This is a genomic window from Phenylobacterium sp. Root700 (assembly GCF_001429025.1).
GTDB lineage: Bacteria > Pseudomonadota > Alphaproteobacteria > Caulobacterales > Caulobacteraceae > Phenylobacterium.
Map to the genome: position 1 here is coordinate 22,910 of NZ_LMHT01000011.1, position 20,947 is coordinate 43,856.

The following is a 20,947-nucleotide window of genomic DNA, read 5'->3' on the forward strand; positions in this document are numbered from 1 at the left end:
CACAAAAGGCGGCCCGCAAGCCCCTGGCTTACGGCTGAATCAACAATCTGCAAGGAAGCGGCGGCAGAGACCCTAGCGGCGAAGCTCGTGCGACCAGGCCAGGCCCGTGACGGGCTGGAAGCCTTGGGCTTCCCAGAAGGCGCCGGCGGCTGGATCGCCCGCGTGGACCGTGATCAGGGCGGCGTTGTCGAAACCTTCCTGAGCCAGCGCCGCGACGATGGTGCGGGCGACGCCCGTTCGACGCGCCTGGGGCGACACGAACAGGCGGCGAATACGTAGCGCGGGTTCCGCGGTCTCGGAGGGCTCGCGGGTGATCCCGCCTATACCGACGAGCTCACCCTCCTGGTAGGCGGCCAGCAGGGCCTCGCCGTCGCCGGCGAAGCGCTGCGCGCCGCTGTTCCAGTCCTCGTCCAGTCGCTCGATGTGGCGATGGCCTTCGGCCGCCGCCGCCGTGCGCAGGCGTTCGAAGTCGCCCGGCAGCTCATCGATGATCCGGACGAGTTGGATCATCAGCCCGGGCTGATCATCTTCTCCGGGCGCACCAGGGCGTCGAACTCTTCGTTGGTGACGTAGCCGCCGCCGACCGCTTCATCGCGCAGGGTGGTGCCGTTCTTGTGGGCGGTCTTGGCGATCTTGGCGGCGTTGTCGTAGCCGATCTTGCCGTTCAGGGCGGTGACCAGCATCAGCGAGCGCTCGAGGGCGGCCTTGATGTTGTCCTCGCGGGCCTCGATGCCGACCACGCAGTTGTCGGTGAACGAGATCGAGGCGTCGGTCATCAGACGGCACGACTGCAGGAAGTTATAGGCCATCACCGGGTTGAAGACGTTCAGCTCGAAGTGGCCCGAGGCGCCGGCGAAGGTGATCGTGGCGTTGTTCCCGAACACCTGGGTGCAGACCATGGTCAGGGCCTCGCACTGAGTCGGGTTGACCTTGCCCGGCATGATCGAGGAGCCCGGCTCGTTCTCCGGCAGGGACAGTTCGCCCAGGCCCGAACGGGGGCCGGAGCCCAGGAAGCGGATGTCGTTGGCGATCTTGAACAGGCTGCCGGCCATGGTGTTGATCGCGCCGTGGCTGAAGACCATGGCGTCGTGGGCGGCCAGGGCCTCGAACTTGTTGGGCGCGGTGATGAAGGGCAGGCGGGTGATGTCGGCGATCTTCTTGGCGACCAGCTCGGCGAACCCAACCGGGGCGTTCAGGCCGGTGCCGACGGCGGTGCCGCCCTGGGCCAGTTCATAGAGGCCAGCCAGGGTGTCCTTGATCCGGCGCACGCCGTTGGCGACCTGCTGCGAATAGCCCGAGAACTCCTGGCCCAGCGTCAGGGGCGTGGCGTCCTGGGTGTGGGTGCGGCCGATCTTGATGATGTGGTCGAAGGCCTTGACCTTGACCTTCAGGGCCGCGTGCAGGTGCTCCAGCGCCGGCATCAGCTCCTTGGCCACCTGTTCGGCGCAGGCGATGTGCATCGCCGTCGGATAGGTGTCGTTCGACGACTGGCTCATATTGACGTGGTCGTTCGGGTGGACCGGGCTCTTGGAGCCCATGACCCCGCCCAGCATCTCGATGGCGCGGTTCGAGATCACCTCGTTGGCGTTCATGTTCGACTGGGTGCCGGACCCGGTCTGCCAGACCACCAGCGGGAAGTGGTCGTCGAGCTTGCCGTCGATGACTTCCTGGGCGGCGGCGATGATCGCCGCGCCGATCTTCGGGTCGAGCTTGCCGAGCTCCATATTGGCTTCGGCCGCGGCGCGCTTGACGATGCCCAGCGCCCGGACCACCGGCTTGGGCTGCTTTTCCCAACCGATCTTGAAGTTGCCGATCGATCGCTGGGACTGTGCGCCCCAATAGACATTGGTCGCGACCTCGATGGGGCCGAAGGTGTCGGTTTCGGTGCGGGTCGCGGTCATGGTCAAGGGCTCCGATTGCTTCGCAGCGCCGGTTTAACGAACGGGCGCGAGACTGCAAGACGCGCACGGATTATGGAGCGCTATGGACGAGAGCTGGACCCATCATGGAAAGGTGCGCGCGCGGGAGGCCGAGGGCCTCTTCGAGATCGTCGTGGACGGCCTGACCACCCAGTCGAAATACTACAAGCCGCTGGTCTACGAGTTCTTCCGCAAGGCGTGGCGGGGCTCGCGCCCGGCTTGGGGCGAGTTCTCGGTCGACATCGTCATGGAGTATGTCGGCGATCCGCCCTGGATCGACCTCGACAACCTGGCCAAGGCGATCCTCGACGCCATCAAGGGCTACGCCTTCCACGATGACGCCCAGGTGGCGCGGTTGCTGGTCGAGCGGCGGGCCGGGGATCGCGAGCGCATCGTGGTCAGCGTCCGCAAGCTGTCGGACGCGCATTTGCTCCCAGCGCCCTACCAGCGCTGAAAACGAAAGCAGCCGCGCCGGAGACCGGCGCGGCTGCTTTCGCAAACTTCAAGTTTGCGACGCGGGTTCAGCGATATTGCTGAAGCCGCGTCGTGCGCAGACCTGCCAGACCATGGCGGTCGATCGACTTCTGCCAAGCGAGGAATTCCTCGTTGGTCAGGGAGTACCGTTCGCACGCCTCGTCCAGCGTGAGCAGTCCACCACGTACGGCGGCCACCACCTCGGCCTTGCGCCGGATCACCCACCGACCGGTATCAACCGGGGGCAGATCATTCAGCGTCAACGGCGCACCCGTGGGGCCAATGACGTAGGCCTCGCCGCGGCTGTTCGTGCGCGTCTGCTGTTGTTGCAACATGGCTTTACGCCTTTCCGACCATCACTGTTCGGGTCGAAGGTAGCGGAGGGGCCATAACAGCCGGTGAATCACGATAGTAAACAAAAGCTTATTCATGACCCCTCCGTGTACGATTTTGATACAGTCTAAGTTGTCACTCGATGTTAAGAGTGATTAACGTGAGGAATTACCTCTTAATATTGATTAGTTCTTCAAGCATCTGATCGGCTGTTGTGATGATCTTCGAAGAAGCCGAATAAGCTTTCTGGGTCGTAATCAGTCCCGTGAACTCTGCGGACAGGTCGACTGTCGAGGCTTCGAGGGTTCCGGCGGCGATTTGGCCTGCTCCGCCGACCCCAGCCTGCTTGATGACGAATTCGCCCGAGGGGATCGTCGCCTGATAGGCGTTACCGCTGACCGCCGCCAAACCGTCCGCATTCGCGAAAGTAGCGATGCCGATCTTGGCGATCTGGCGGACTTCGGAGTTGTCGAAGATGGCCGAGACGACGCCGTCTTCACTGACCTCGACGCCGACCACGTTGCCGACGTTCGCGCCGTCGGAGTTCGACGAGTTCAGGGTCGACTGCGAGGCGTATTGCGTGACCTTGCTCCAATCGAGCTTAACGGCCGAGGCCTCGATGCCGAGGCTGTCGGCCCAACGCGGCGTCCCGGCGCCGCCTGAGGCGCCCAGGTTCAACTGCGGCGCGGTGCCCGCGACGCCGAACAGGGTGGTGTTGGCGATGTCGAGCTGGCCGTCGGCCGTGAAGCGCACCATGCCCGAGCTGATCAGGCCGTTGGTCGAACCTTGGATGTCGGACTTGGGAACGGCGTAGATTTCAGCGTGCCACTGGTTCGGCGGGGCGGCCGGGTCGCCGTCCTTCAGGAGGGCGACGGCGACCTTGTGGGTCGCACCGACCGAGTCGATGACGTTCATCTCGAACGTGAAGTCAGGCTGGGTCGCTGTGGCCGGACGCGGGCTGATGTTCGCCCAGTCGGCCATGGTGCTGCCGTTGGGGATGTAGGCCGCTTCCCCCGACGAGATCGTCTGGGTCTTGTTGAGGTTGGCGTTGACGATGACGTTCTTGGTGGCGCTGACCGCCGCGCCCAGGTTCTTGACGTTGATGGAGTCCATCATGGCCAGGTCGGACGGGTTGGTGTTGAACGTCCCGTCCGACTGCACCGGCCAGCCCTGCAGGTAGAGCTTGGCGTCGTTGACCAGGAAACCGTCGGCGTCAACGCTGAACGAGCCCGAACGGGTGAACACCCGCTGGTCGGCGGAGGTGAGGCCCGCGCCCTTGTTGGCGACGATGAAGAAGCCGTCGCCGGAGATGCCGAGGTCGGTCGGCGAGGTGGCGCTCTGGATCAGGCCTTGCTGGCTCACGAACTGGCGGGTCACCGCCTGCACGCCGCCGGCCGAATAGCGGCCCTTGACCGCCTGGGACGTCACCACGTTGGCGAAGTTCACCTGGTTGCGCTTGTAGGCGACGGTGTTGACGTTGGCGATGTTGTCGGAGATCGCCGCCAGGGCCGAGGAGTTCGAGATCAGCCCCGAAACGCCGGCAAGCATTGCGCTGTTGATGCTCATGGGTGTGTGCCTTCTTTCGTTATTCTGTCAGGGAGCGGCGCGCTCAGGCGGCCTGCTCGGGAGTTTCGGGCGTGGGCGGAACGGGCGCCGGTTCCTTGACCGGGTCGGAGATGGCCGTGACCTTCTCCCAGCCGACCTTGACGCCGTTGATGGTGATCAGGGTCTTGCCGTCGACCTGCTCGACGCCGGTGACGATCCCCTTCACGAAGTTGGTGACCGGCACGGTGGCCCCGGCCGAGTCCTTGGCGGTGATCCGCAGGGTGTAGGTGCCGCCGTTGGGCAGTTGCTGGTCGGTGCGGTCCTTGCCGTTCCAGGTGAAGCTGTGGTCGCCAGCCTTGTTCTCGGTGGGCTTGACCACCTGCACGACCTTGCCGAACTCGTTGAGCACCTCGACGGTGACGTCGGTGGCCTCGCGGTCCAGCGAGTAGCTCCACTCGGCCTTGCCGGCCGTGAGCTTGGCGTCGCTGTTGAGGGCGCGGACCTCGCGGCCGAGCAGGCTGACGGAGGTCTGGATGCCCGAGCCGGTGTTGGTGACCAGCTTTTCCAGCAGATCGTTGGTCAGCAGTTGCTGCTCAACGCCGGTCATCTGGACCAGCTGCTGGGTGAATTGGGTGGAGTCCATCGGCGACAGCGGATCCTGGTTTTTGATCTGCGCCGTCAGCAGGCTCATGAAGGTCTCGTAGCTGTCGGCCATGCGCGTGCGGCCGCCAGCGGCAGCTCCGCCTGCTGCGGCTCCGCCTGCGGCGCCTGCGCCGGCTGTGGGATCGATGGCCATGTCTGCCCCCCTAGATCCGAACGTCGACGCCGGTGGTCGACCGGCGTCCGTAATTGAGCGCCAGCGAGCTGGCGGATTCGACGGCTTCACCGGCCGTGCCGAGCACCGCTTGGAAGGCGCGCCCGCGCCAGGCCGCGCCGTCGTTCTGTTGTTGCTGGGCCGCGCCGCGGCCGTCGCCCCGGTCGCCGGCCACGTCGAAGGACAGGCCGCCGGAGAGGTCGAAGCCCGCCTGTTCCAGCGCCCGCTGCAGCTCGTTAGAGCGCGCGCGCAGCTCGGCTGCGGCCTGCGGGCTTTCGAAGGACATAGCCGCGGTCATCTTGCCGCTGGCGGCGATCTCGACGGAGACGCTGACCCGGCCGAGCCCGGCGGGGTTCAGCTCGACGTCGAACTTGGTGGACTGACCGTCGAGCTTTTTTGAAATCTGCGCCGTCAGGTGGGCGACGGTCTCCGGCGTGGCCTTGACGGGCGCCGCGTGGGCGGCCGGCGCGGCCGCATGGGGCGCAGCGGCGGGCGCCGGAGCCTGGAAGTCGGGGGCGTCGGTGGCGGCCTTGGCGTCGCGCGGCGCGGCGGGAGCGGCGGTCTCGGTCTCGACGCTGGAGGCTGCTTCGCCCGACGCCGAGGCGTTGGCGACCGCGGTCACGGCGCTCGGCAGGGCGGCGTCGTCGGCCGGGGCGACCGGCGCGGCGGCCTGACCGGCCGTGCGGCGGGCCAGGTCGGCGGACTTGGCGTTGCGCGGGGCGCCATGCGGCGCAGCCGGCTCGGCCTCAGCTGCGGGCTCGGCGGCGACGGTTTCGGCCTGGGCCATGACCTGAGCGGCCACGGGCGCGGTGGTCGGCGCCGGGGGCGGGGTCTGGGCGATCGGTTGCGGAGCGGCGGCCTGCGGGGCCGTTGCGACGGGGCTCTTCGCAGGGGTCTTGGTGTCGGGCGCCGTGGCGGCGGTCGGAACGGCGAGGTCGGGGTCCGTCGCGGCGGCCGCTGTCGCGGTCTGCGCATCGGCCGTGGCGAGGGCGCTCGGGTCAACCTTCGGGGCGGGCAGGTCGCTCGCCTCGGCCGTCGCCTGGGGGGCGAGCGGCGTGACGGCCGGACCTGGCGGAACGAACGCAATGGCCGGCGCGGGGGGCGAGCCGCCGGCGGCTTCACCTTCCGAGGCCGTCGACGCCGCGGCGTTGGCCGCGGCCTGAGCGATCTGGGGCGCCGGCGCGGCCAGCATCGCCGCCAGCACCTGGGCCTCGGTGGAAAGGGTGGGCGTGCTCTGGGCGTCGGCCAGGCCGGTCTGGGTCTTGGCGGCGTCCTCGTCCGAGACCTGTCCGTCGCCGAACAGGCCGGCTCCAGCGGCGAGATCTCCGGGCTCGCCGAAGAACGCGGCCAACAGCGCCTCGAAACCCGCCATGGGTCCCTGGGCGGCGTTCGCGGTCGAGTTCCCGGCGATCGGGCTCGTCATCGGCAAGTTGAAGATTGGCGCTGTCATGGCTTCCAGATGGTCGGGCCCGCTGTCTTCAGGGGGCCGTCTCGAGGGAGCGCTTCTGCGCCGCTACATTCGGCAGGGTCAGAGCAACCTTCGCGCCACATGGAATATGTGGATCTATCTATTTGAAAAATAACGATAGTGATCGTTGGTGTGCGGATCGTGTCGGCAGGCTCCGAGGCGTTTTTTGCCGAGCCGAAGCGGGGCGATAGGTCGTCCCTGCCGGTCTGACGACCCACCCGCGCCGACAGCCGTGACCCGCGGCGAGGGATCTGGCGCCGGTCTTGCGCCGTGGTTTGCGAGATCAACTGGCCCCCAAAAGGGACTGCATTGAAAAGCTTGGACTTTCCAGAGCCCCTCGCGCGGGCGTTCACCAACTTCTCGGCAGATTTCGCCGGGTCGCGCGACAGGCTTTGCCGAGCGGAGGGTAAACTGTGTCACTGACGGCAACACTCAAGACGGCGGCGTCGGGGCTCAATGCGGCCCAGGTGAACCTCCGCGCGACGTCGGACAACATCGCCAACGTCAACACCCCGGGCTACGTCCGCAAGAAGGTGGTGCAGGCGCCGCTGGTCGTCGGCGGTCAGGGCATGGGCGTCAACGTCGAGGGCGTCAAACGCGTCACCGACCAGTACCTGCAATTCGCGACCCTGACGGCGTCCTCGGACGCCAGCCGTTGGAGCGCGGTCTCCCAGTATCTCGACAACGCCCAGAGCCTGTTCGGCAATCCGTCCAGCGACGGCTTCTACTTCTCGCAGCTGGATAACATCTTCTCGGCGTTCGCGGCCGCGGCCGATGATCCCTCCTCGAGCCTGCTGCGCAGCCAAGCGATGGGCAATGTCGAGGACTTCCTCGCCGACTCCGCGCGGATCAATGCGCAGTTCGGCGAGCTGGGGGGGACGGTGGACGCCCGGATTTCGGCCAATGTCGAGCGTAGCAACGATCTGCTGCGCCAGATCAATCAGCTCAATTCCGACATCAGCCGCGCCAAGCTCACCAATGGTGACGCCTCCGGCTCGGAGAACATCCAGAGCCAGCTGGTCGACGAGCTGGCGACCCTGATGAACGTCCAGGTCGCGCTGAAGCCTCATGGCGGGGTGACGATCCGTTCCGTCGAGGGGCTGCTGCTGTCCGGCGACGGCAAGTCGGCGACGCTCAGCTACAATCGCACCAACCCGACCAAGGGCTATATCGCCGTCGAACCTGAAGGTGGGACGGGCTACGCCCAACCGATCCAGATCACCGGCGGCGAGATCCGCGGCCTGATGGATCTGCGCGACACCACCTTGCCCGGCATGGCCGATCAGCTCGGCGAGTTCGTCTCGCGCGCGGCCGAGCAGCTCAATGCGGCCCATAACAAGACCACGGCGTCGCCGGCTCCGAACGTCCTCTCCGGCCGCAACACCGGGCTCGACCTGCCGACAGCCGTCGGCGGGTTCACCGGCAAGACCACGATCGCCGTCGTCGGCACGGCGGGCGCCGCCAACGGGGTCGTCCAGCACAAGGTCGAGATCGACTTCGACACGATGACCATGACGCCGGGCGGCGCGTTCACCTCGGGCAATTTCCTGGCCGACCTGAACACCGCGCTGGGCGGCAATGCGACGGCCAGCTTCGTCAATGGCGCGCTCAGCATCCAGGGCGCGGCCGGGACCGGCGTGGCGATCGACGAGGGTACGTCGACCAAGGCCGGGCGCGGCTTCTCGCATTTCTTCGGCCTGAACGACCTGATCAAGTCCGATGGGATGATCAGCTACGAGACCGGCCTGAAGACGACCGATCCGCACGGCTTCACCCCCGGCGACACGATCAGCTTCCGGCTGGCCCAGGCCGACGGCAAGCCGATCCGCGATCTGCAGATCACCGTGCCGGCGGGCGCGAACATGAGCGATCTGCTGGCCTCGTTGAACGACCCGACCACCGGCGCGGGGCTCTATGGGCAGTTCTCGCTCGACGCCAAGGGCGCGCTGACCTTCGCGGGTTCGCCGCCGGCCAACGCCACCTTGTCGGTGACGCAGGACCTGACCCAGCGCGGGGCCGGCGGCCCCTCGATGAGCCAGCTGTTCGGCCTCGGCACGATCGAGCGCAACTCGCGGGCGGGGAAGTTCAAGGTCGACCCGGCCCTGCAACAGAACCCGATGAAGTTGGGTCTGGGCACCCTCGATCTCAGCGTGGCGGCGGGTAAGCCCGCCATCACCGCGGGCGACGGGCGCGGCGCGCGGCTGCTGGCCGCGGCGGGCGATGTCGTGACCAACTTCTCGGCCGCTGGCGAACTGGGCGCGGTGACCATGAACCTGACCCGCTACGCCTCGGAGTTCGGCGGCTCGGTCGGTCGCCAGGCCCAGGCGGCGGAAACCCGCAAGAGCGCCGCCGAGGCGGTCGCCAACGAAGCCAACGCCCGACGGCAGTCGGTCGAGGGTGTGAACGTCGACGAGGAACTCGTCATGATGACCACGTATCAACAGGCCTTCAACGCTTCCGCCCGCATGATCCAAGCGGCCAAGGAACTGTTCGACGTCCTGACGAACATGATTTAGCGGAGGCTGACCGATGTTTCGCGTCACGACCGGCGGCAACTACAGCCGCGTACTCTCCAACATCATGCTCGCCCAGCAGCGCCAGATGGACGCTGGCGACAAGCTGTCGACCCAACAAAACGGGTCGAACCTCAAGGACTACGCGCGCAACGCCGAGATGCTGACGGCGATGCGGTCGGTGGAGTCCCGCCTGGGCGGCTATCTCGAACAGAACAAGATGGTCAGCGACAAGCTGACCACCCAGGACTTTTCCCTGAACCAGCTTGGGGACGCGGCGGCCGCCGCCAAGACCGCCATTGAGGAGGCCATCGCCACCGGCCGGACCGATACACTGATGCAGGAGCTGGGCGCGCAGTTCAGCAACTCGGTGTCGGCCATGAACTCGCGCTATGGCGGCAAGTACCTGTTCGCGGGCGGCAAGATCGAGACCGAGCCGGTGACCGCCCAGACCCTGCAGGACCTGACCAACCCGGTGACCCCGGCGATTTCGGACTTCTTCCAGAACGACGACTTCATCACCGAGCACAAGGTCGACGACGCCACCGTGGTGAAGACCGGGCTCCTCGCCTCCGACATGGGGACGGAAATCCTGACGGCCTTCAAGGCCATGCAAGCCTTCCACGAAGGCGCCGGCGGCCCGCTGTCGGGCAACATGACCGACGCACAGCGCACGTTCCTCGAGCAGCAGCTCAAGGTCTGGGACGATGCGGCGAGCAACGTCATCGACAAAACGGCGCGCAACGGGATGATGCAGGCCCGCGTCGAGAACGTGAAGACAGACCTCGGCACTCGCCAAGACAGCCTGAAAGGCATGATCGGCGACATCGTGGACGCCAACATGCCCGAGGTGACGGTCCATCTGGAGCAGGCGACCCTGGCTCTGCAGGCCTCGACCCAGGTCTTCCTGACCCTGCGGGATTCCTCCCTGGTGAACATGCTGAAATAGGCCGACCTCGCAAAACAGGGTGCGAACCGCTACATAGCGGCCGATGAACGCGCTCTTCGCAGATACGGCCGTGGAGGCCGCCCGGGCCGCTGTGGGCCTGAAGCCCGGCGCCCGCGTGGTCGCCGCCATGTCGGGCGGGGTCGATTCCACCGTGACCGCCGCCCTGCTGGCGCGCGCCGGCTATGACGTGGTGGGCGTGACCCTGCAGCTCTACGACCACGGCGCGGCGGTCCAGAAGAAGGGCGCCTGCTGCGCCGGTCAGGACATCCACGACGCCCGCACGGCGGCCGACGCCCTGAACATCCCCCACTACGTCCTCGACTACGAGAGCCGCTTCAAGCAGCAGGTCATCGAGGACTTCGCCGACTCCTACCTGCGCGGCGAGACGCCGATCCCCTGCATCCGCTGCAATCAGACGGTGAAGTTCCGCGACTTGCTGGACGTCGCCCGCGACCTGGGCGCCGAGGCCATGGCCACCGGCCACTATGTCCGCCGCGCCGAGGGCCCGGACGGGCCGCAATTGCAGCGCGCCGCCGATCCGGCGCGCGACCAGAGCTATTTCCTGTTCGCCACCACCCGCGAGCAGCTCGATTTCCTGCGCTTCCCGCTGGGCGGGCTGCCGAAGCCCGAGGTGCGCCGCGTGGCCGCCGAACTGGGCCTGGCCGCCGCCGACAAGCCCGACAGCCAGGACATCTGCTTCGTGCCCGAAGGCCGCTACACCACGGTGATCGACCGCCTGCGCCCGCATGGCGCCGAGCCGGGCGACGTCGTGCACATGGACGGCCGGGTGCTGGGCCGCCACGAGGGCGTCACCCGCTACACCATCGGCCAGCGCCGGGGGCTGAACATCGCCGTTGGCGACCCGCTGTTCGTGGTCAAGATCGACGCCGACAAGCGCCAGGTGATCGTCGGCCCGCGCGAGGCGCTGCTGACCCGCGCCCTGAGCCTGAAGGAAACCAACTGGCTCGGTGAAACCGCGACCATCGAGGACGCCGTCGGCCGCCCCGTGCTGGCCCGCGTGCGCTCGACCCGCGAGCCGGTCGCCGGCCGGCTGACGTTCGAAGACGGCCAGATCGGCGTGGCGCTGGATCAGTCCGAAGAAGGTGTGGCCCCTGGCCAGGCCTGCGTGCTCTACGCGCCCGAGGCGCCCGACCGGGTGCTGGGCGGCGGCTTCATCGCGCGGACCATCGCGGCGCTGTAATCTCGGCCGGGGAGGGATATATCTCTCCCATGACCCAGCGCACCGATCCCGTCGTCATCGCTTCCTATGCTCGCACGCCCATGGGCGGCTTCCAGGGCGTCCTCTCGCCGGTCAAGGCGACCGATCTGGGCGCGGCGGCTGTACGCGCCGCGGTCGAGCGGGCGGGCGTCAGTCCGGATTTGGTGGAGCAGATCGTGATGGGCTGCGTGCTGCCGGCCGGGCTCGGCCAGGCGCCGGCCCGCCAGGCGGCGCTGGGCGCGGGCCTGCCGAACTCGGTCGAGGCGACCACCGTCAACAAGATGTGCGGGTCGGGCATGCAGGCCGCGATCATGGCGCATGACGCCCTGGCCGCGGGCGGCGTCGACATCGTCATCGCCGGCGGCATGGAGAGCATGACCAACGCGCCGTACCTGCTGAACAAGCATCGTGGCGGCGCCCGGATCGGTCACGACACGGCGTTCGACCATATGTACCTGGACGGCCTGGAAGACGCCTACGAGCCGGGCCGGCTGATGGGATCCTTCGCTGACGAGACGGCGCGCGCCTACCAGTTCACCCGCGAGGCGATGGACGAATACGCGATCGGCTCGCTGGCCCGCGCCAAGGCGGCGATCGAGAGCGGCGCCTTCGTCCGCGAAATCGTCCCGGTCGAGGTTGCAACCCGCAAGGGAACCGAGACCGTCTCCACCGACGAACAGCCGCTGAAGGCCGATCCGGCCAAGATCCCCACCCTGCGGCCGGCCTTCGGCAAGGACGGCGCGATCACCGCGGCCAACGCCTCCTCGATCTCGGACGGGGCGGCCGCCCTGGTGATGACCCGGGCCTCGGTCGCCGAGAAGCTGGGGCTGAAGGTGGTGGCGCGGGTGGTCAGCCATGCCGGCCACGCCCACGAACCCAGCCTGTTCGCCACCGCGCCGGTCCCGGCCATGCAGAAGGCGATGAAGCGGGCCGGCTGGAGCGTCGCCGACGTCGATCTGTTCGAGGTCAACGAGGCCTTCGCCGTGGTCGCCATGATCGCCGAGCGTGAGTTGGGCATCGACCGGGCCAAGCTGAACGTCAACGGCGGCGCCTGCGCGCTCGGCCATCCCATCGGCGCCTCGGGCGCGCGCATCCTCGCCACCCTGCTGTCGGCCCTGGAGGCGCGCGGCGGCAAACGCGGCGTCGCCAGCCTCTGCATCGGCGGCGGCGAAGCCACCGCCATGGCGGTCGAGCTGGTCTAGGCGGTCAGGGGCGCAGCGCGGGCGCCGGTTCGGCGTCGGCCAGTTCAGCCTCCGGCTTGGCTTCCGGCTTCGCGGCGGGCTTGATCTTCGCGGCGACCGGCGCTCCCTCGGCGGGGAGGCCCGTGGCGCCAAGCGCGGCGGCGTTGTACTGGATGCCGCTCGGAACCGACATGTCGCCGGGGTACCATTCCTTAGGGCAGACGCCGGTCCAGGCCGAGGTGACCTTCACCGCCCGGGTTCCGTTCATCACCGGCAGATTGGCGCCTGTCGTGATCTGCTGGCCCCAGGCTTCGTAGCGCAGGGTGAAATCGCCCTTGGCCACGCCGGTCGTGACGACCTTGCCGCGAGCGCCCATGTCGCAGGTCGATGAGAATTTCCAGGAGCCGTCGTCCTGACGGGTCACCTGGCTCTGGCTGCAATTATCCCGAGTGCCCTGGGCGCCCATCCAGTCGACCTTCTTGTCGACCTTGTGGTCGATGCACAGAATGGTGGTCTGGACCACGTCGCCGAGGGTGACGTTGGTCTCCCACAGGCCGGGCTGGCGGGGAGGCGGGGTCTTGAGGTTGGCGCGTGTCTTACCATCTGAATCCGTGACGGTTTTCGGCTGACCGCAGGCCGCCAGAGCCAGCACCGCCATGGCGGTGACTACCGCGCTTCGAAATATGTACACTTCACCCTCCCCGACGCGGCCCCTCGCAACTGTCGGGATCGATTCTGACGGACACAGGTTAAGATACGACCATGGATGGCGTGCTGCGAAACAACAAAGTCGATCACCGCTACGAAATGGTCGAGCAGGGGATGACCTCGTGGGCCGACTATCGGCTGTCGGGCGACCGCCTCTATGTCGACCACGTCGAGAGCCCCCCGGCCCTGCGCGGGACGGGCGCGGCTGGACGGCTGATGGCCGCCCTGGCCGCCGACGCGCGCGGCCAAGGCCTGAAGATCACGCCGATCTGTGGCTATGCGGCGGCATGGCTGCGACGCAGCCCTGAATTCCGCGACCTGGTGGCTTAGCGCCGCCCGGCCAGGACCTGGATCGTATTGCCGCGAGCCTCGCAGTCCTCGGCGATCCGCCGGGCGACCTCGCGCACGCCGACCGGATAGGCTTCGCCGCCGCCGGCGATTTCCGACGACAGGCGCTCCACCTGGAGGAGGGCGCTCTCAAGAGCCTGGATATGCTCGCGGGCGAGGATCTTGGCCTCGGCCTGCAGCCGGCGGATGCGGTCGGAGAGGTTGGTTCCGGCCGGGACAGGGGCCTTCACCCCGTTATCGCTGTTATCGGCCACGACGCTCAGCGCGGTGGACGTACGCATTTGACTGACCATCTGGTGCTCCCAAAGCTGCACAGTCTGACCTGTGCGCTGCAGGACCGGCGCCAGCCGGATGGCTCGCGCGCCTCAGGCGCGCGAGGAGATGGCTTCGAGCGTCTGGACCTTCATCTCGCAATCCTCGGCCATTCGGCGGGACAGTTCACGGACCCCGGCCGGATAGGCGTCGCCGCCGTCGGCGATCTCGGACGAGAGCCGTTCGACCTCGATGATGGCCGCCTCCAGCGCCTTGATGTGCTCGCGAGCCAGGTTCTTGGCCTCGGCCTGCAGGCGGCGAATGCGCTCGGACAGGTCGCCACTAGGAAGGGGTTTGGTTTTCTCGGCCGAGTTGTCGGCCACGACAGAGAGAGGAGGAGACATTGGCCTGACCCCAGGACAACGACATGCCGACGGTCCCCAGCGGACCGCCTCGACAGCGTCGCCCTAACGACAAAACTACGCACGAAGCGCGACAGTGGTTCCTGGCTCTGTGGCGTTGACGACGTTGCGTTGGCTGGTGTGGGGTTTGAGTGACAGGTCCTTCACCCCAGCGTCGTAAAATCCGTGGTCACGCTCGAAGAAGCTGTGTTTCTTCAAGCAGCTAGCCAAGGGCGGGCCGGGAACCTTCCAGCCTACTTCTTGCCCTTCCTGAACCGCTCGGCGGCCTCGGCTCGCGCTTCGGCCTTCACGCGCTTCACGGCGCCGCGGTCGACCTCTTCGCCCGGCGCGGTCAGGGCGTCGTTGGCGAATTCCAGGTCCAGCATCTTCAGGCGCTTGATCTCGTCGCGCAGGCGGGCGGCGGTCTCGAACTCCAGGTCGGCGGCGGCCTGGCGCATCTTGGCCTCGAGATCGCGCAGGGTGGTCTTGAAGTTGTCGCCCAGGAACGGCTTGGAGCCCTCGGCCACGCCGACCGGCACCAGGACGCGGTCCTTCTCGTAGGGGCTGGCGAGGATTTCCTTGATCTGGCTCTTCACGCTTTCGGGCGTGATGCCGTGCTCGAGGTTGTACTCCTCCTGCTTGGCGCGGCGGCGGTTGGTCTCGGCCATGGCCCGTTCCATCGAGCCGGTGATGCGGTCGGCGTAGAGGATCACCTTGCCGTCGATGTTCCGCGCGGCGCGGCCGATGGTCTGGATCAGCGAGGTTTCCGAGCGCAGGAAGCCTTCCTTGTCGGCGTCGAGAATGGCGACCAAGCCGCATTCGGGGATATCGAGCCCCTCGCGCAGCAGGTTGATGCCGATCAGGGCGTCGAACGCGCCTAGCCGCAGGTCGCGGATGATCTCGATCCGCTCCATGGTGTCGATGTCGGAGTGCATGTAGCGGACCTTCAGGCCCTGCTCGTGCATGTACTCGGCCAGGTCCTCGGCCATCTTCTTGGTCAGGACCGTGATCAGCGAGCGATAGCCCTTGGCGATGGTGTCGCGCACCTCGGCGATCACGTCGTCGACCTGGGTGTGGTTGTTCTTGTTGACCGGACGCACCTCGACCGGCGGGTCGATCAGGCCGGTGGGGCGGATGACCTGTTCGGCGAAGACGCCGCCCGAGCGTTCCAGCTCCCAGGCCGCGGGCGTGGCCGAGACCGACACCGTCTGGGGCCGCATGGCGTCCCACTCTTCGAACTTGAGCGGGCGGTTATCGAGGCAGGAGGGCAGGCGGAAGCCGTACTCCGCCAGGGTGAATTTGCGGCGGTAGTCGCCCCGGTACATGGCCCCGATCTGCGGCACCGCCTGGTGGCTCTCGTCGATGAACAGCAGGGCGTTCTCGGGGATGTACTCGAAGAAGGTCGGCGGCGGCTCGCCGGTGCGGCGGCCCGAGAGATAGCGGGAATAGTTCTCGATACCCGCGCAGGAGCCGGTGGCCTGGATCATTTCCAGGTCGAAGATCGTGCGCTGCTCCAGCCGCTGGGCCTCCAGCAGCTTGCCGTTGGCGATCAGCCACTCCAGCCGTTCCTTCATCTCGTCGCGGATCTGGACGACGGCTTGGTTCAGGGTCGGGCGCGGGGTGACGTGGTGGCTGTTGGCGTAGATCTTGATCCCGTCCAGGTCGGCGGTCTTCTTCCCGGTCAGCGGATCGAACTCGGTGATGGTCTCCACCTCGTCGCCGAACAGCGAGATGCGCCAGGCGCGGTCCTCGTAGTGGGCGGGGAAGATCTCGATGGTGTCGCCGCGGCGGCGGAAGGTCCCGCGCTCGAAGGCGGCGTCGTTGCGCTTGTATTGCAGCGCCACCAGGTCGGCCATGAGCTGCTTCTCGTCCAGGCGCTGGCCCGGTTCGAGGGTGAAGGTCATGGCCGTATAGGTTTCGACCGAGCCGATGCCGTAGATGCAGGACACCGAGGCGACCACGATCACGTCGTCGCGTTCCAGGATCGCGCGGGTGGCCGAGTGGCGCATCCGGTCGATCTGCTCGTTAATCGAGCTATCCTTCTCGATGTAGGTGTCGGTCCGGGGGACGTAGGCCTCGGGCTGGTAATAGTCGTAGTACGAGACGAAGAACTCCACGGCGTTGTCCGGGAAGAAGCTCTTCATCTCCGAATAGAGCTGGGCGGCGAGCGTCTTGTTCGGCGCCAGGATCAGCGCCGGGCGCTGGGTCTCGGCGATGACGCTGGCCATGGTGAAGGTCTTGCCCGAGCCGGTGACGCCCAACAGCACCTGGTCCTGCTCGCGCCCTTCCAGACCGCTGACCAGTTCGGCGATGGCGCGCGGCTGATCGCCCGCCGGCTGGTAGTCGCTGACCAGATTGAAGCGTTTGCCGCCTTCCGACTTGGCCGGCCGGGCCGGGCGGTGGGGCTTCCACAGCATCGGCATGGCGGTCTCGTCGTAGTCGAAGCTCGCCGACATGTCGGCGACGCCGGGGACGGTCGGCGCGGTCTCGGGAGAACGGGGCATGAACGCCAAGGTAGGGTGGATCATGGGCGAACGCTAGTCCGCCGAAGTGTCAGGACATGTCAGCAGCGTCGCGCGAGGTCAGGGCGTCTCGGCGGCCACGGTCGATGGCCGAACGTGGGCCTTGAGCTCCCTCAGGAATATGTCCGGCATGGCGATGACGGCGCTGTGGCCGCCGCCGGGGATCAACACCAGGCGTTTGCTGGGCGCCTGGAGCCGCTCGAAGTAGCTCTTCACCAGCACGGTCGGCGTCTGGATGTCTTCTTCGCCCTGCAGGAACACCACCGGCACGGGGATGACAGGGGCGGGAACGTCGTCGCTATAGGTCATCAGGGCCGGCAGCATCTTCCCGATCGAGAACTTGCCCGCGTCGAGCTAGGCGCGGATGTCCTTCAGGCCGTAGTCCGGCGCGAACAACAGGATGGGGATCAGGCTGCGATAGAGACCGCGCTCGCTCTCCGGCGGGTTGGCCTCCAGGATCTTGCGTTCGGCCAGCAACTCCTTGCGGCCCGCATAGGGTGGGGCGCCGATCGCCAGCAGCTTGGTCTCGGCCTTGGCGTCGCCCTTGGCGCGGACCTTTTGGAGCAGGGCGTCGAAGCCGACGGCCTCATTGCGCTGCATGTCCACCACCTGGCCGGCGCCGACATAGGTGTGGATCAGGTCGGGGCGGCGGCGAGACATCTCAACGCCCACCACGGAACCCCAGGACACCCCGACCAGCACGACCTTGTCCTTGCCCAACGTCTTCCGGGCGTGTTCGACCACGCCGATCCCATCGGCGGCGATGCGGTCGAGGGTGAGCGCGCCGGAGCCTGTTGTCCCGTGTCGGCTGAAAGTGCGCCCGGCCCCCGGCTGGTCCCATTGAACGACCGTGAAGTCCTTCTCCCAGGACCGCAGGGCTTTGTATCCGACCGGCAGGAAGGCCACGCCCGGACCGCCGTGCAGCAGCACCAATACGGGGTTGGATCGATCCTCTCCACGAATGGAGACCCATTGTTCGACGCCGTTGACGCGGATGAAGCCGGCTTGCGCGATCCCGTTCGGCGTGCGGATGGCCAGGGCCTCGGCGGCCTCATGCTGGCGCCATGTCCGATAGACGGCGAGGCCCGCCACGAGAACGAGAACCAAGCCCAGGACAACCAGAAGGCCTTTAGCCATTTTCCCCGCCCGTCGCATGCCGCGCCGTCTTTGGGCGCTGGCCATTGGGTTCGCAGCCTCGACGCGGCCGGAATCAACGATCATCGTAGCGCGATGACGCAGCTGCGCGAGGCCTACATCACCGGGACCGGCGTCTTCCTGCCGGGGGAACCCGTACCGGTGGAGCGGATGGAAGATCACCTCGGCCGGATCGCCGGGCGTGACAGCCTGCTCGGCCGCCGGGCGCTGCGTTGGAACGGGGTCGAGACGCGGCACTATGCGCTCGCCGCCGACGGCCGGGCGACCCACTCCACCGCCGGCATGTGCGCTCAGGCCGTGCGGGCGGCGCTGGAGGCGGCGGCGCTTGAACCGGCGGATCTGAGCTTCCTGGCCGCGGCGACCACCCAGGGCGACTATTTGGTGCCGGGCCACGCGGCGAACGTCCACGGCGAGCTGGGCGGCGGCCCGTTGGAGATCGCCAGCTTTCAGTCGGTCTGCGGTTCGTCGCTGATGGCGGCCAAGGCGGCGTGGTTGTCGGTCCGGGCCGGCGAGCATGACGTGGCCGTGGCGGGGGCGAGCGAATTCTCCTCGCGCTGGTTCCAGCCCGCCTTCTACGAGGGCACCGCTCTGGTCGACGCCAAGGGGCGGCTGCGGGCCGAGGCCGACTACCTGCGCTTTACACTCTCGGACGGGGCCGGGGCGGTGGTGATGGAGCCCGCGCCGCGTCCGCAGGGCCTGTCGCTGAAGGTCGAGTTCATCGACCTCGTCTCGCTCGCCGACCGCTTCGATCCTTGCATGTGGGCCGGGGCTTCGGTGGAGGGGCGGACCGACCCGCTGGCCACCTGGGCGTTCGCGGGGCCGGCGGCGGCCCATGCGGCGGGCGCGGTGGCGCTGTTGCAGGACTTCGAACTGCTGAAGCGGGTGATCCGCGCCTGGGTCGGGGTCTATCTGCAGAAGGTCGATCAGGGCCGGATCGTCCCTGGCCAGGTCGATCACCTGCTCTGTCACTACTCGGCGCGCTCGCTGCGCGAGGAGATCGTCTCCCTGCTGGAGAAGACCGCCGGGATGATCCCCGAGCAGAAGTGGTTCTCGAACCTGGCGAGCGTCGGCAATATCGGCTCGGCGTCGATCTGGGNNNGCCCGAGAGCGGTAGGGCCTTTGTTGGGTTCATGATGCTGGAGGCGGTCGGTTGAGTTCGGTTTCCGACGTGCTGCGGCAGCTCACCGTGGTGTTCACCGAGTTCGAAGGGCGGCTGGAGCAGACTCCGCTGATCCGCAAGCTGACGCGCGGGCGGTTCGCGCTGGCCGACTACCACGCCTTCCTGATCGGCCTGCGCCAGCAGGTGAAGGACGGGGCGCTGTGGATGTCGCGCGCCGCCTCCAATGTCGACGACGAGCACCTGGAGCTGCGCTCCAGCCTGATGCGCCATGCGGTGACCGAGCACCGCGACTTCCGGCTGCTGGAAGCCGACTATGTGGCGGCGGGCGGTGAGCTGGCGGCGATCCGGGGCGCGGAGAAGAACATCGGCTCCGAGGCGCTGTCGGCCTGGATGTTCCATGAGGCCTCCAAGCCCAACCCCTTCGGTCTGCTGGGGGCGATGTGGATCATCGAGGGGCTGGGATCGATCAAGGCGGCCGAGTGGGGCGCTCTGGTGCGCCAGCGGCTGGACCTGCCCGACCATGCGGTGCGCTTCCTGCTCTATCACGGCGAGAACGACGTCGAGCACATCAAGGAATTCGAGGAGATGCTGGCGATGGTGCTGCCGGACGCCGAGACGGCGGCGCGCATCGTCAAGTCCGCGCAGGTGACGGCCAGGCTCTACGCCCTGCAGATCGAGGAGATCACGGCGTGAGCGATCCGGCCTTCGATCTCGCCAACTACGATCCGCGCGATCCCGACCCTTGGCTGGCGCTCTATCTGGACCAGGGCCTGCCGATCGCACCCGAGGCCAAGATCGCGCTGTTGAAGGGCAACCGGTCCTGGTCGCGGCGCTGGCTGTTTCCGATCATGCGGCCGGCGGTGTTCGCCTTCTTCATCCTGGTGAAGATCGCGCGCGGGATCTCGCCGCACCACCCGAACCTGAACGGGACGCTGCACCGGCTGATCCATTGGGGGCTGAGGACCTTCTGCACCCCGGAAGCCAACACCCTGATCCTGCGCCATTTCCATGTGGGCACCGAGTTGCTGGCCTTCATCAAGGCCAACGCCGGGCCGGTGGAGATCGACACCGTGCCGCTGCGGCCGCGGACCTTGAAGGACCTGGAGGACAACGTCTTCCTCCAGCACGACCTCAACGTCTTCAATTTCATCATCCAGCTGAACGCCAGCCTGAGGGTGCAGGGCAGGGACCTGGTCCCGGTCGACAAGCCGGACTTCTCGATGATCTCCGATAAGCCGTTCGAGCTGGCGCCGCTGCCGAGGGGGCGGCTCAACTTCGCCGACGCCCAGACCGCCATCGAGGTCTACACCCCGCTCTACGCCCTGCTGCTGCCGCGCGCCGACTTCGTCCGGGCGGCCCAGTCGCTACAGCTCGACGAAACCGTGGCGATCTATATCGGCAAGATCCTGGGCACGGACTACCACATGTCCTTCGTCAAGAACGGCCACCCGCTGGTGCCGCTCTCGACCTTGCAGGCCGGCTACCGGTTGATGATGCACGGCCTCGACTGCGAGGCCTTCCACGGCTGGCTGCGGTTGTTGAAGCACCGGCAGGCCCAGGGGCTGCCGCTCGATCCGCGTAATCCGACTGGAGCGAGCGCCTAGCGGTCGTTGTTGAGGGCCCGGCGTTCCAGGGCCTGGCACTTGCTCGGCGTCACCTGCGGCCAGGGGCCGGGATCGGAGCCGATCCGGCGGTAGGCTTCCTGCTGGGAGATCCGCTCGCGCATGGCCAACTGTTCGGCGGCGCGGTCGGCGAAGCCGCGGCCCGAGCGCATGGCGGCGTCGAACCGGGCGCGGGCGTCCGGGTCTTCCTGTTGGCCAAACGTCTGACGAGAGCCGCCCAGCGAGACATTGGCGCTTTCGCGACCCCAGCCCGATGGGAAGGCCGGCGTGGCGCGAAGATAGCGCTGCATCGCGCACGCCTGTTCCACGCGCCAAGCGGGGGTCGCCGAGGCGTAGGCCGGAAGCGCGGTTCCGGTCAGGGCGATAAGCGTGAAGACGTACTTCAGCATCAACGTCAGTTTGGC

The 20,947-nt window shown here is 67.4% G+C and carries 21 protein-coding genes and 1 pseudogene; 9 read left to right on the top strand and 13 right to left on the bottom strand.

Annotated elements, in window-relative coordinates:
* Positions 1-72 precede the first annotated feature (72 nt).
* Positions 73-510, bottom strand: a complete 438-nt coding sequence (locus ASE02_RS05710; RefSeq protein WP_056732050.1) for a GNAT family N-acetyltransferase — start codon at positions 508-510, stop codon at positions 73-75.
* On the bottom strand, positions 510-1,901 hold the full coding sequence (gene fumC / locus ASE02_RS05715; RefSeq protein ID WP_056732052.1) for a class II fumarate hydratase: 1,392 nt from the start codon (positions 1,899-1,901) through the stop codon (positions 510-512). Before fumC ends, ASE02_RS05710 begins: the two co-directional genes overlap by 1 nt.
* Positions 1,902-1,983: 82 nt before the next feature.
* Here fumC and ASE02_RS05720 point away from each other — a divergent pair, with 82 nt between their 5' ends.
* On the top strand, positions 1,984-2,373 hold the full coding sequence (locus tag ASE02_RS05720) for a RusA family crossover junction endodeoxyribonuclease (protein ID WP_056732054.1): 390 nt from the start codon (positions 1,984-1,986) through the stop codon (positions 2,371-2,373).
* A 67-nt stretch (positions 2,374-2,440) separates the two neighbouring features.
* Here the strand turns inward: ASE02_RS05720 and ASE02_RS05725 are convergent, their stop codons facing one another.
* The 4 genes from ASE02_RS05725 to ASE02_RS05740 all read right to left on the bottom strand — a co-directional run bounded on the left by ASE02_RS05725 (position 2,441) and on the right by ASE02_RS05740 (position 6,535).
* Positions 2,441-2,728 carry a DUF1153 domain-containing protein gene (locus ASE02_RS05725; RefSeq protein ID WP_056732056.1) on the bottom strand — a complete coding sequence of 96 codons (288 nt, stop codon included), beginning with the start codon at positions 2,726-2,728 and terminating at the stop codon, positions 2,441-2,443.
* A 166-nt stretch (positions 2,729-2,894) separates the two neighbouring features.
* A complete protein-coding gene (locus ASE02_RS05730; protein WP_056732057.1) occupies positions 2,895-4,292 on the bottom strand; it encodes a flagellar hook protein FlgE in 1,398 nt (465 codons plus the stop codon).
* 43 nt (positions 4,293-4,335) lie between these two features.
* The gene (locus ASE02_RS05735) at positions 4,336-5,067 is read right to left on the bottom strand and encodes a flagellar hook assembly protein FlgD (RefSeq protein WP_082601892.1); all 732 of its coding nucleotides are present in this window, start codon (positions 5,065-5,067) and stop codon (positions 4,336-4,338) included.
* Positions 5,068-5,077: 10 nt separating this feature from the next.
* Entirely contained in the window at positions 5,078-6,535 is a 1,458-nt protein-coding gene (locus ASE02_RS05740; RefSeq protein ID WP_056732059.1) for a flagellar hook-length control protein FliK, read from the bottom strand.
* Positions 6,536-6,966: 431 nt separating this feature from the next.
* Between ASE02_RS05740 and flgK the strand changes: the two genes are divergently transcribed.
* From flgK to ASE02_RS05760, 4 genes are read left to right on the top strand one after another with little or no spacing between them, the layout of a single operon-like run.
* A complete protein-coding gene (gene flgK / locus ASE02_RS05745; RefSeq protein WP_056732067.1) occupies positions 6,967-9,069 on the top strand; it encodes a flagellar hook-associated protein FlgK in 2,103 nt (700 codons plus the stop codon).
* Positions 9,070-9,082: 13 nt separating this feature from the next.
* A complete protein-coding gene (locus ASE02_RS05750) occupies positions 9,083-10,015 on the top strand; it encodes a flagellin (RefSeq protein ID WP_056732072.1) in 933 nt (310 codons plus the stop codon).
* Positions 10,016-10,058: 43 nt separating this feature from the next.
* Complete coding sequence (mnmA, locus tag ASE02_RS05755) at positions 10,059-11,216, top strand: tRNA 2-thiouridine(34) synthase MnmA (protein WP_056732074.1); 1,158 nt, start codon at positions 10,059-10,061, stop codon at positions 11,214-11,216.
* 29 nt (positions 11,217-11,245) lie between these two features.
* Positions 11,246-12,436 carry an acetyl-CoA C-acyltransferase gene (locus ASE02_RS05760; RefSeq protein WP_056732076.1) on the top strand — a complete coding sequence of 397 codons (1,191 nt, stop codon included), beginning with the start codon at positions 11,246-11,248 and terminating at the stop codon, positions 12,434-12,436.
* A gap of 4 nt (positions 12,437-12,440) precedes the next feature.
* Here ASE02_RS05760 and ASE02_RS05765 read toward each other — a convergent pair whose 3' ends face one another.
* Positions 12,441-13,106, bottom strand: a complete 666-nt coding sequence (locus ASE02_RS05765; RefSeq protein WP_156405921.1) for a DUF3617 family protein — start codon at positions 13,104-13,106, stop codon at positions 12,441-12,443.
* Between the two features lie 71 nt (positions 13,107-13,177).
* Here ASE02_RS05765 and ASE02_RS05770 point away from each other — a divergent pair, with 71 nt between their 5' ends.
* Positions 13,178-13,453: a GNAT family N-acetyltransferase gene (locus ASE02_RS05770; RefSeq protein WP_056732080.1), complete on the top strand. Its 276-nt coding sequence runs from the start codon at positions 13,178-13,180 to the stop codon at positions 13,451-13,453.
* Here the strand turns inward: ASE02_RS05770 and ASE02_RS05775 are convergent.
* The 5 genes from ASE02_RS05775 to ASE02_RS05795 all read right to left on the bottom strand — a co-directional run bounded on the left by ASE02_RS05775 (position 13,450) and on the right by ASE02_RS05795 (position 17,783).
* Positions 13,450-13,752 (bottom strand): hypothetical protein, encoded by a 303-nt coding sequence (locus ASE02_RS05775; protein ID WP_156405922.1) that lies wholly within the window; start codon positions 13,750-13,752, stop codon positions 13,450-13,452. The two genes, ASE02_RS05770 and ASE02_RS05775, sit on opposite strands and share 4 nt — an antisense overlap.
* Positions 13,753-13,836: 84 nt before the next feature.
* Positions 13,837-14,127 carry a hypothetical protein gene (locus tag ASE02_RS05780; protein WP_156405923.1) on the bottom strand — a complete coding sequence of 97 codons (291 nt, stop codon included), beginning with the start codon at positions 14,125-14,127 and terminating at the stop codon, positions 13,837-13,839.
* A 251-nt stretch (positions 14,128-14,378) separates the two neighbouring features.
* A complete protein-coding gene (uvrB, locus tag ASE02_RS05785; RefSeq protein WP_056732737.1) occupies positions 14,379-16,628 on the bottom strand; it encodes an excinuclease ABC subunit UvrB in 2,250 nt (749 codons plus the stop codon).
* Between the two features lie 78 nt (positions 16,629-16,706).
* Positions 16,707-16,970, bottom strand: coding sequence for an alpha/beta fold hydrolase (locus ASE02_RS05790; RefSeq protein WP_056732087.1), 264 nt, complete (start codon positions 16,968-16,970; stop codon positions 16,707-16,709).
* A gap of 30 nt (positions 16,971-17,000) precedes the next feature.
* Positions 17,001-17,783: an alpha/beta fold hydrolase gene (locus ASE02_RS05795; protein WP_056732095.1), complete on the bottom strand. Its 783-nt coding sequence runs from the start codon at positions 17,781-17,783 to the stop codon at positions 17,001-17,003.
* Between the two features lie 138 nt (positions 17,784-17,921).
* Here ASE02_RS05795 and ASE02_RS05800 point away from each other — a divergent pair.
* The 3 genes and pseudogenes from ASE02_RS05800 to ASE02_RS05810 all read left to right on the top strand — a co-directional run.
* A pseudogene (locus ASE02_RS05800) lies at positions 17,922-18,897 on the top strand (beta-ketoacyl synthase N-terminal-like domain-containing protein); the annotation flags it as partial.
* 54 nt (positions 18,898-18,951) lie between these two features.
* Positions 18,952-19,614, top strand: a complete 663-nt coding sequence (locus tag ASE02_RS05805) for an iron-containing redox enzyme family protein (RefSeq protein ID WP_056732098.1) — start codon at positions 18,952-18,954, stop codon at positions 19,612-19,614.
* Positions 19,611-20,525: a hypothetical protein gene (locus tag ASE02_RS05810; protein ID WP_056732100.1), complete on the top strand. Its 915-nt coding sequence runs from the start codon at positions 19,611-19,613 to the stop codon at positions 20,523-20,525. Before ASE02_RS05805 ends, ASE02_RS05810 begins: the two co-directional genes overlap by 4 nt.
* Here ASE02_RS05810 and ASE02_RS05815 read toward each other — a convergent pair.
* Positions 20,522-20,932, bottom strand: a complete 411-nt coding sequence (locus ASE02_RS05815) for a hypothetical protein (protein ID WP_056732102.1) — start codon at positions 20,930-20,932, stop codon at positions 20,522-20,524. The two genes, ASE02_RS05810 and ASE02_RS05815, sit on opposite strands and share 4 nt — an antisense overlap.
* Positions 20,933-20,947: the final 15 nt, after the last annotated feature.

Bases quoted from the DNA above. Each gene is read 5' to 3' on its own strand.
- fumC (WP_056732052.1), bottom strand. From the start codon at position 1,901: ATGACCGCGACCCGCACCGAAACCGACACCTTCGGCCCCATCGAGGTC.
- ASE02_RS05730 (WP_056732057.1), bottom strand. From the start codon at position 4,292: ATGAGCATCAACAGCGCAATGCTTGCCGGCGTTTCGGGGCTGATCTCG.
- ASE02_RS05735 (WP_082601892.1), bottom strand. From the start codon at position 5,067: ATGGCCATCGATCCCACAGCCGGCGCAGGCGCCGCAGGCGGAGCCGCA.
- uvrB (WP_056732737.1), bottom strand. From the start codon at position 16,628: ATGCCCCGTTCTCCCGAGACCGCGCCGACCGTCCCCGGCGTCGCCGAC.
- ASE02_RS05750 (WP_056732072.1), top strand. From the start codon at position 9,083: ATGTTTCGCGTCACGACCGGCGGCAACTACAGCCGCGTACTCTCCAAC.
- ASE02_RS05725 (WP_056732056.1), bottom strand. From the start codon at position 2,728: ATGTTGCAACAACAGCAGACGCGCACGAACAGCCGCGGCGAGGCCTAC.
- ASE02_RS05795 (WP_056732095.1), bottom strand. From the start codon at position 17,783: ATGGCTAAAGGCCTTCTGGTTGTCCTGGGCTTGGTTCTCGTTCTCGTG.
- ASE02_RS05710 (WP_056732050.1), bottom strand. From the start codon at position 510: ATGATCCAACTCGTCCGGATCATCGATGAGCTGCCGGGCGACTTCGAA.
- ASE02_RS05780 (WP_156405923.1), bottom strand. From the start codon at position 14,127: ATGTCTCCTCCTCTCTCTGTCGTGGCCGACAACTCGGCCGAGAAAACC.
- ASE02_RS05740 (WP_056732059.1), bottom strand. From the start codon at position 6,535: ATGACAGCGCCAATCTTCAACTTGCCGATGACGAGCCCGATCGCCGGG.
- ASE02_RS05775 (WP_156405922.1), bottom strand. From the start codon at position 13,752: ATGCGTACGTCCACCGCGCTGAGCGTCGTGGCCGATAACAGCGATAAC.
- ASE02_RS05815 (WP_056732102.1), bottom strand. From the start codon at position 20,932: ATGCTGAAGTACGTCTTCACGCTTATCGCCCTGACCGGAACCGCGCTT.
- ASE02_RS05760 (WP_056732076.1), top strand. From the start codon at position 11,246: ATGACCCAGCGCACCGATCCCGTCGTCATCGCTTCCTATGCTCGCACG.
- ASE02_RS05720 (WP_056732054.1), top strand. From the start codon at position 1,984: ATGGACGAGAGCTGGACCCATCATGGAAAGGTGCGCGCGCGGGAGGCC.
- ASE02_RS05770 (WP_056732080.1), top strand. From the start codon at position 13,178: ATGGATGGCGTGCTGCGAAACAACAAAGTCGATCACCGCTACGAAATG.
- mnmA (WP_056732074.1), top strand. From the start codon at position 10,059: ATGAACGCGCTCTTCGCAGATACGGCCGTGGAGGCCGCCCGGGCCGCT.
- ASE02_RS05790 (WP_056732087.1), bottom strand. From the start codon at position 16,970: ATGCTGCCGGCCCTGATGACCTATAGCGACGACGTTCCCGCCCCTGTC.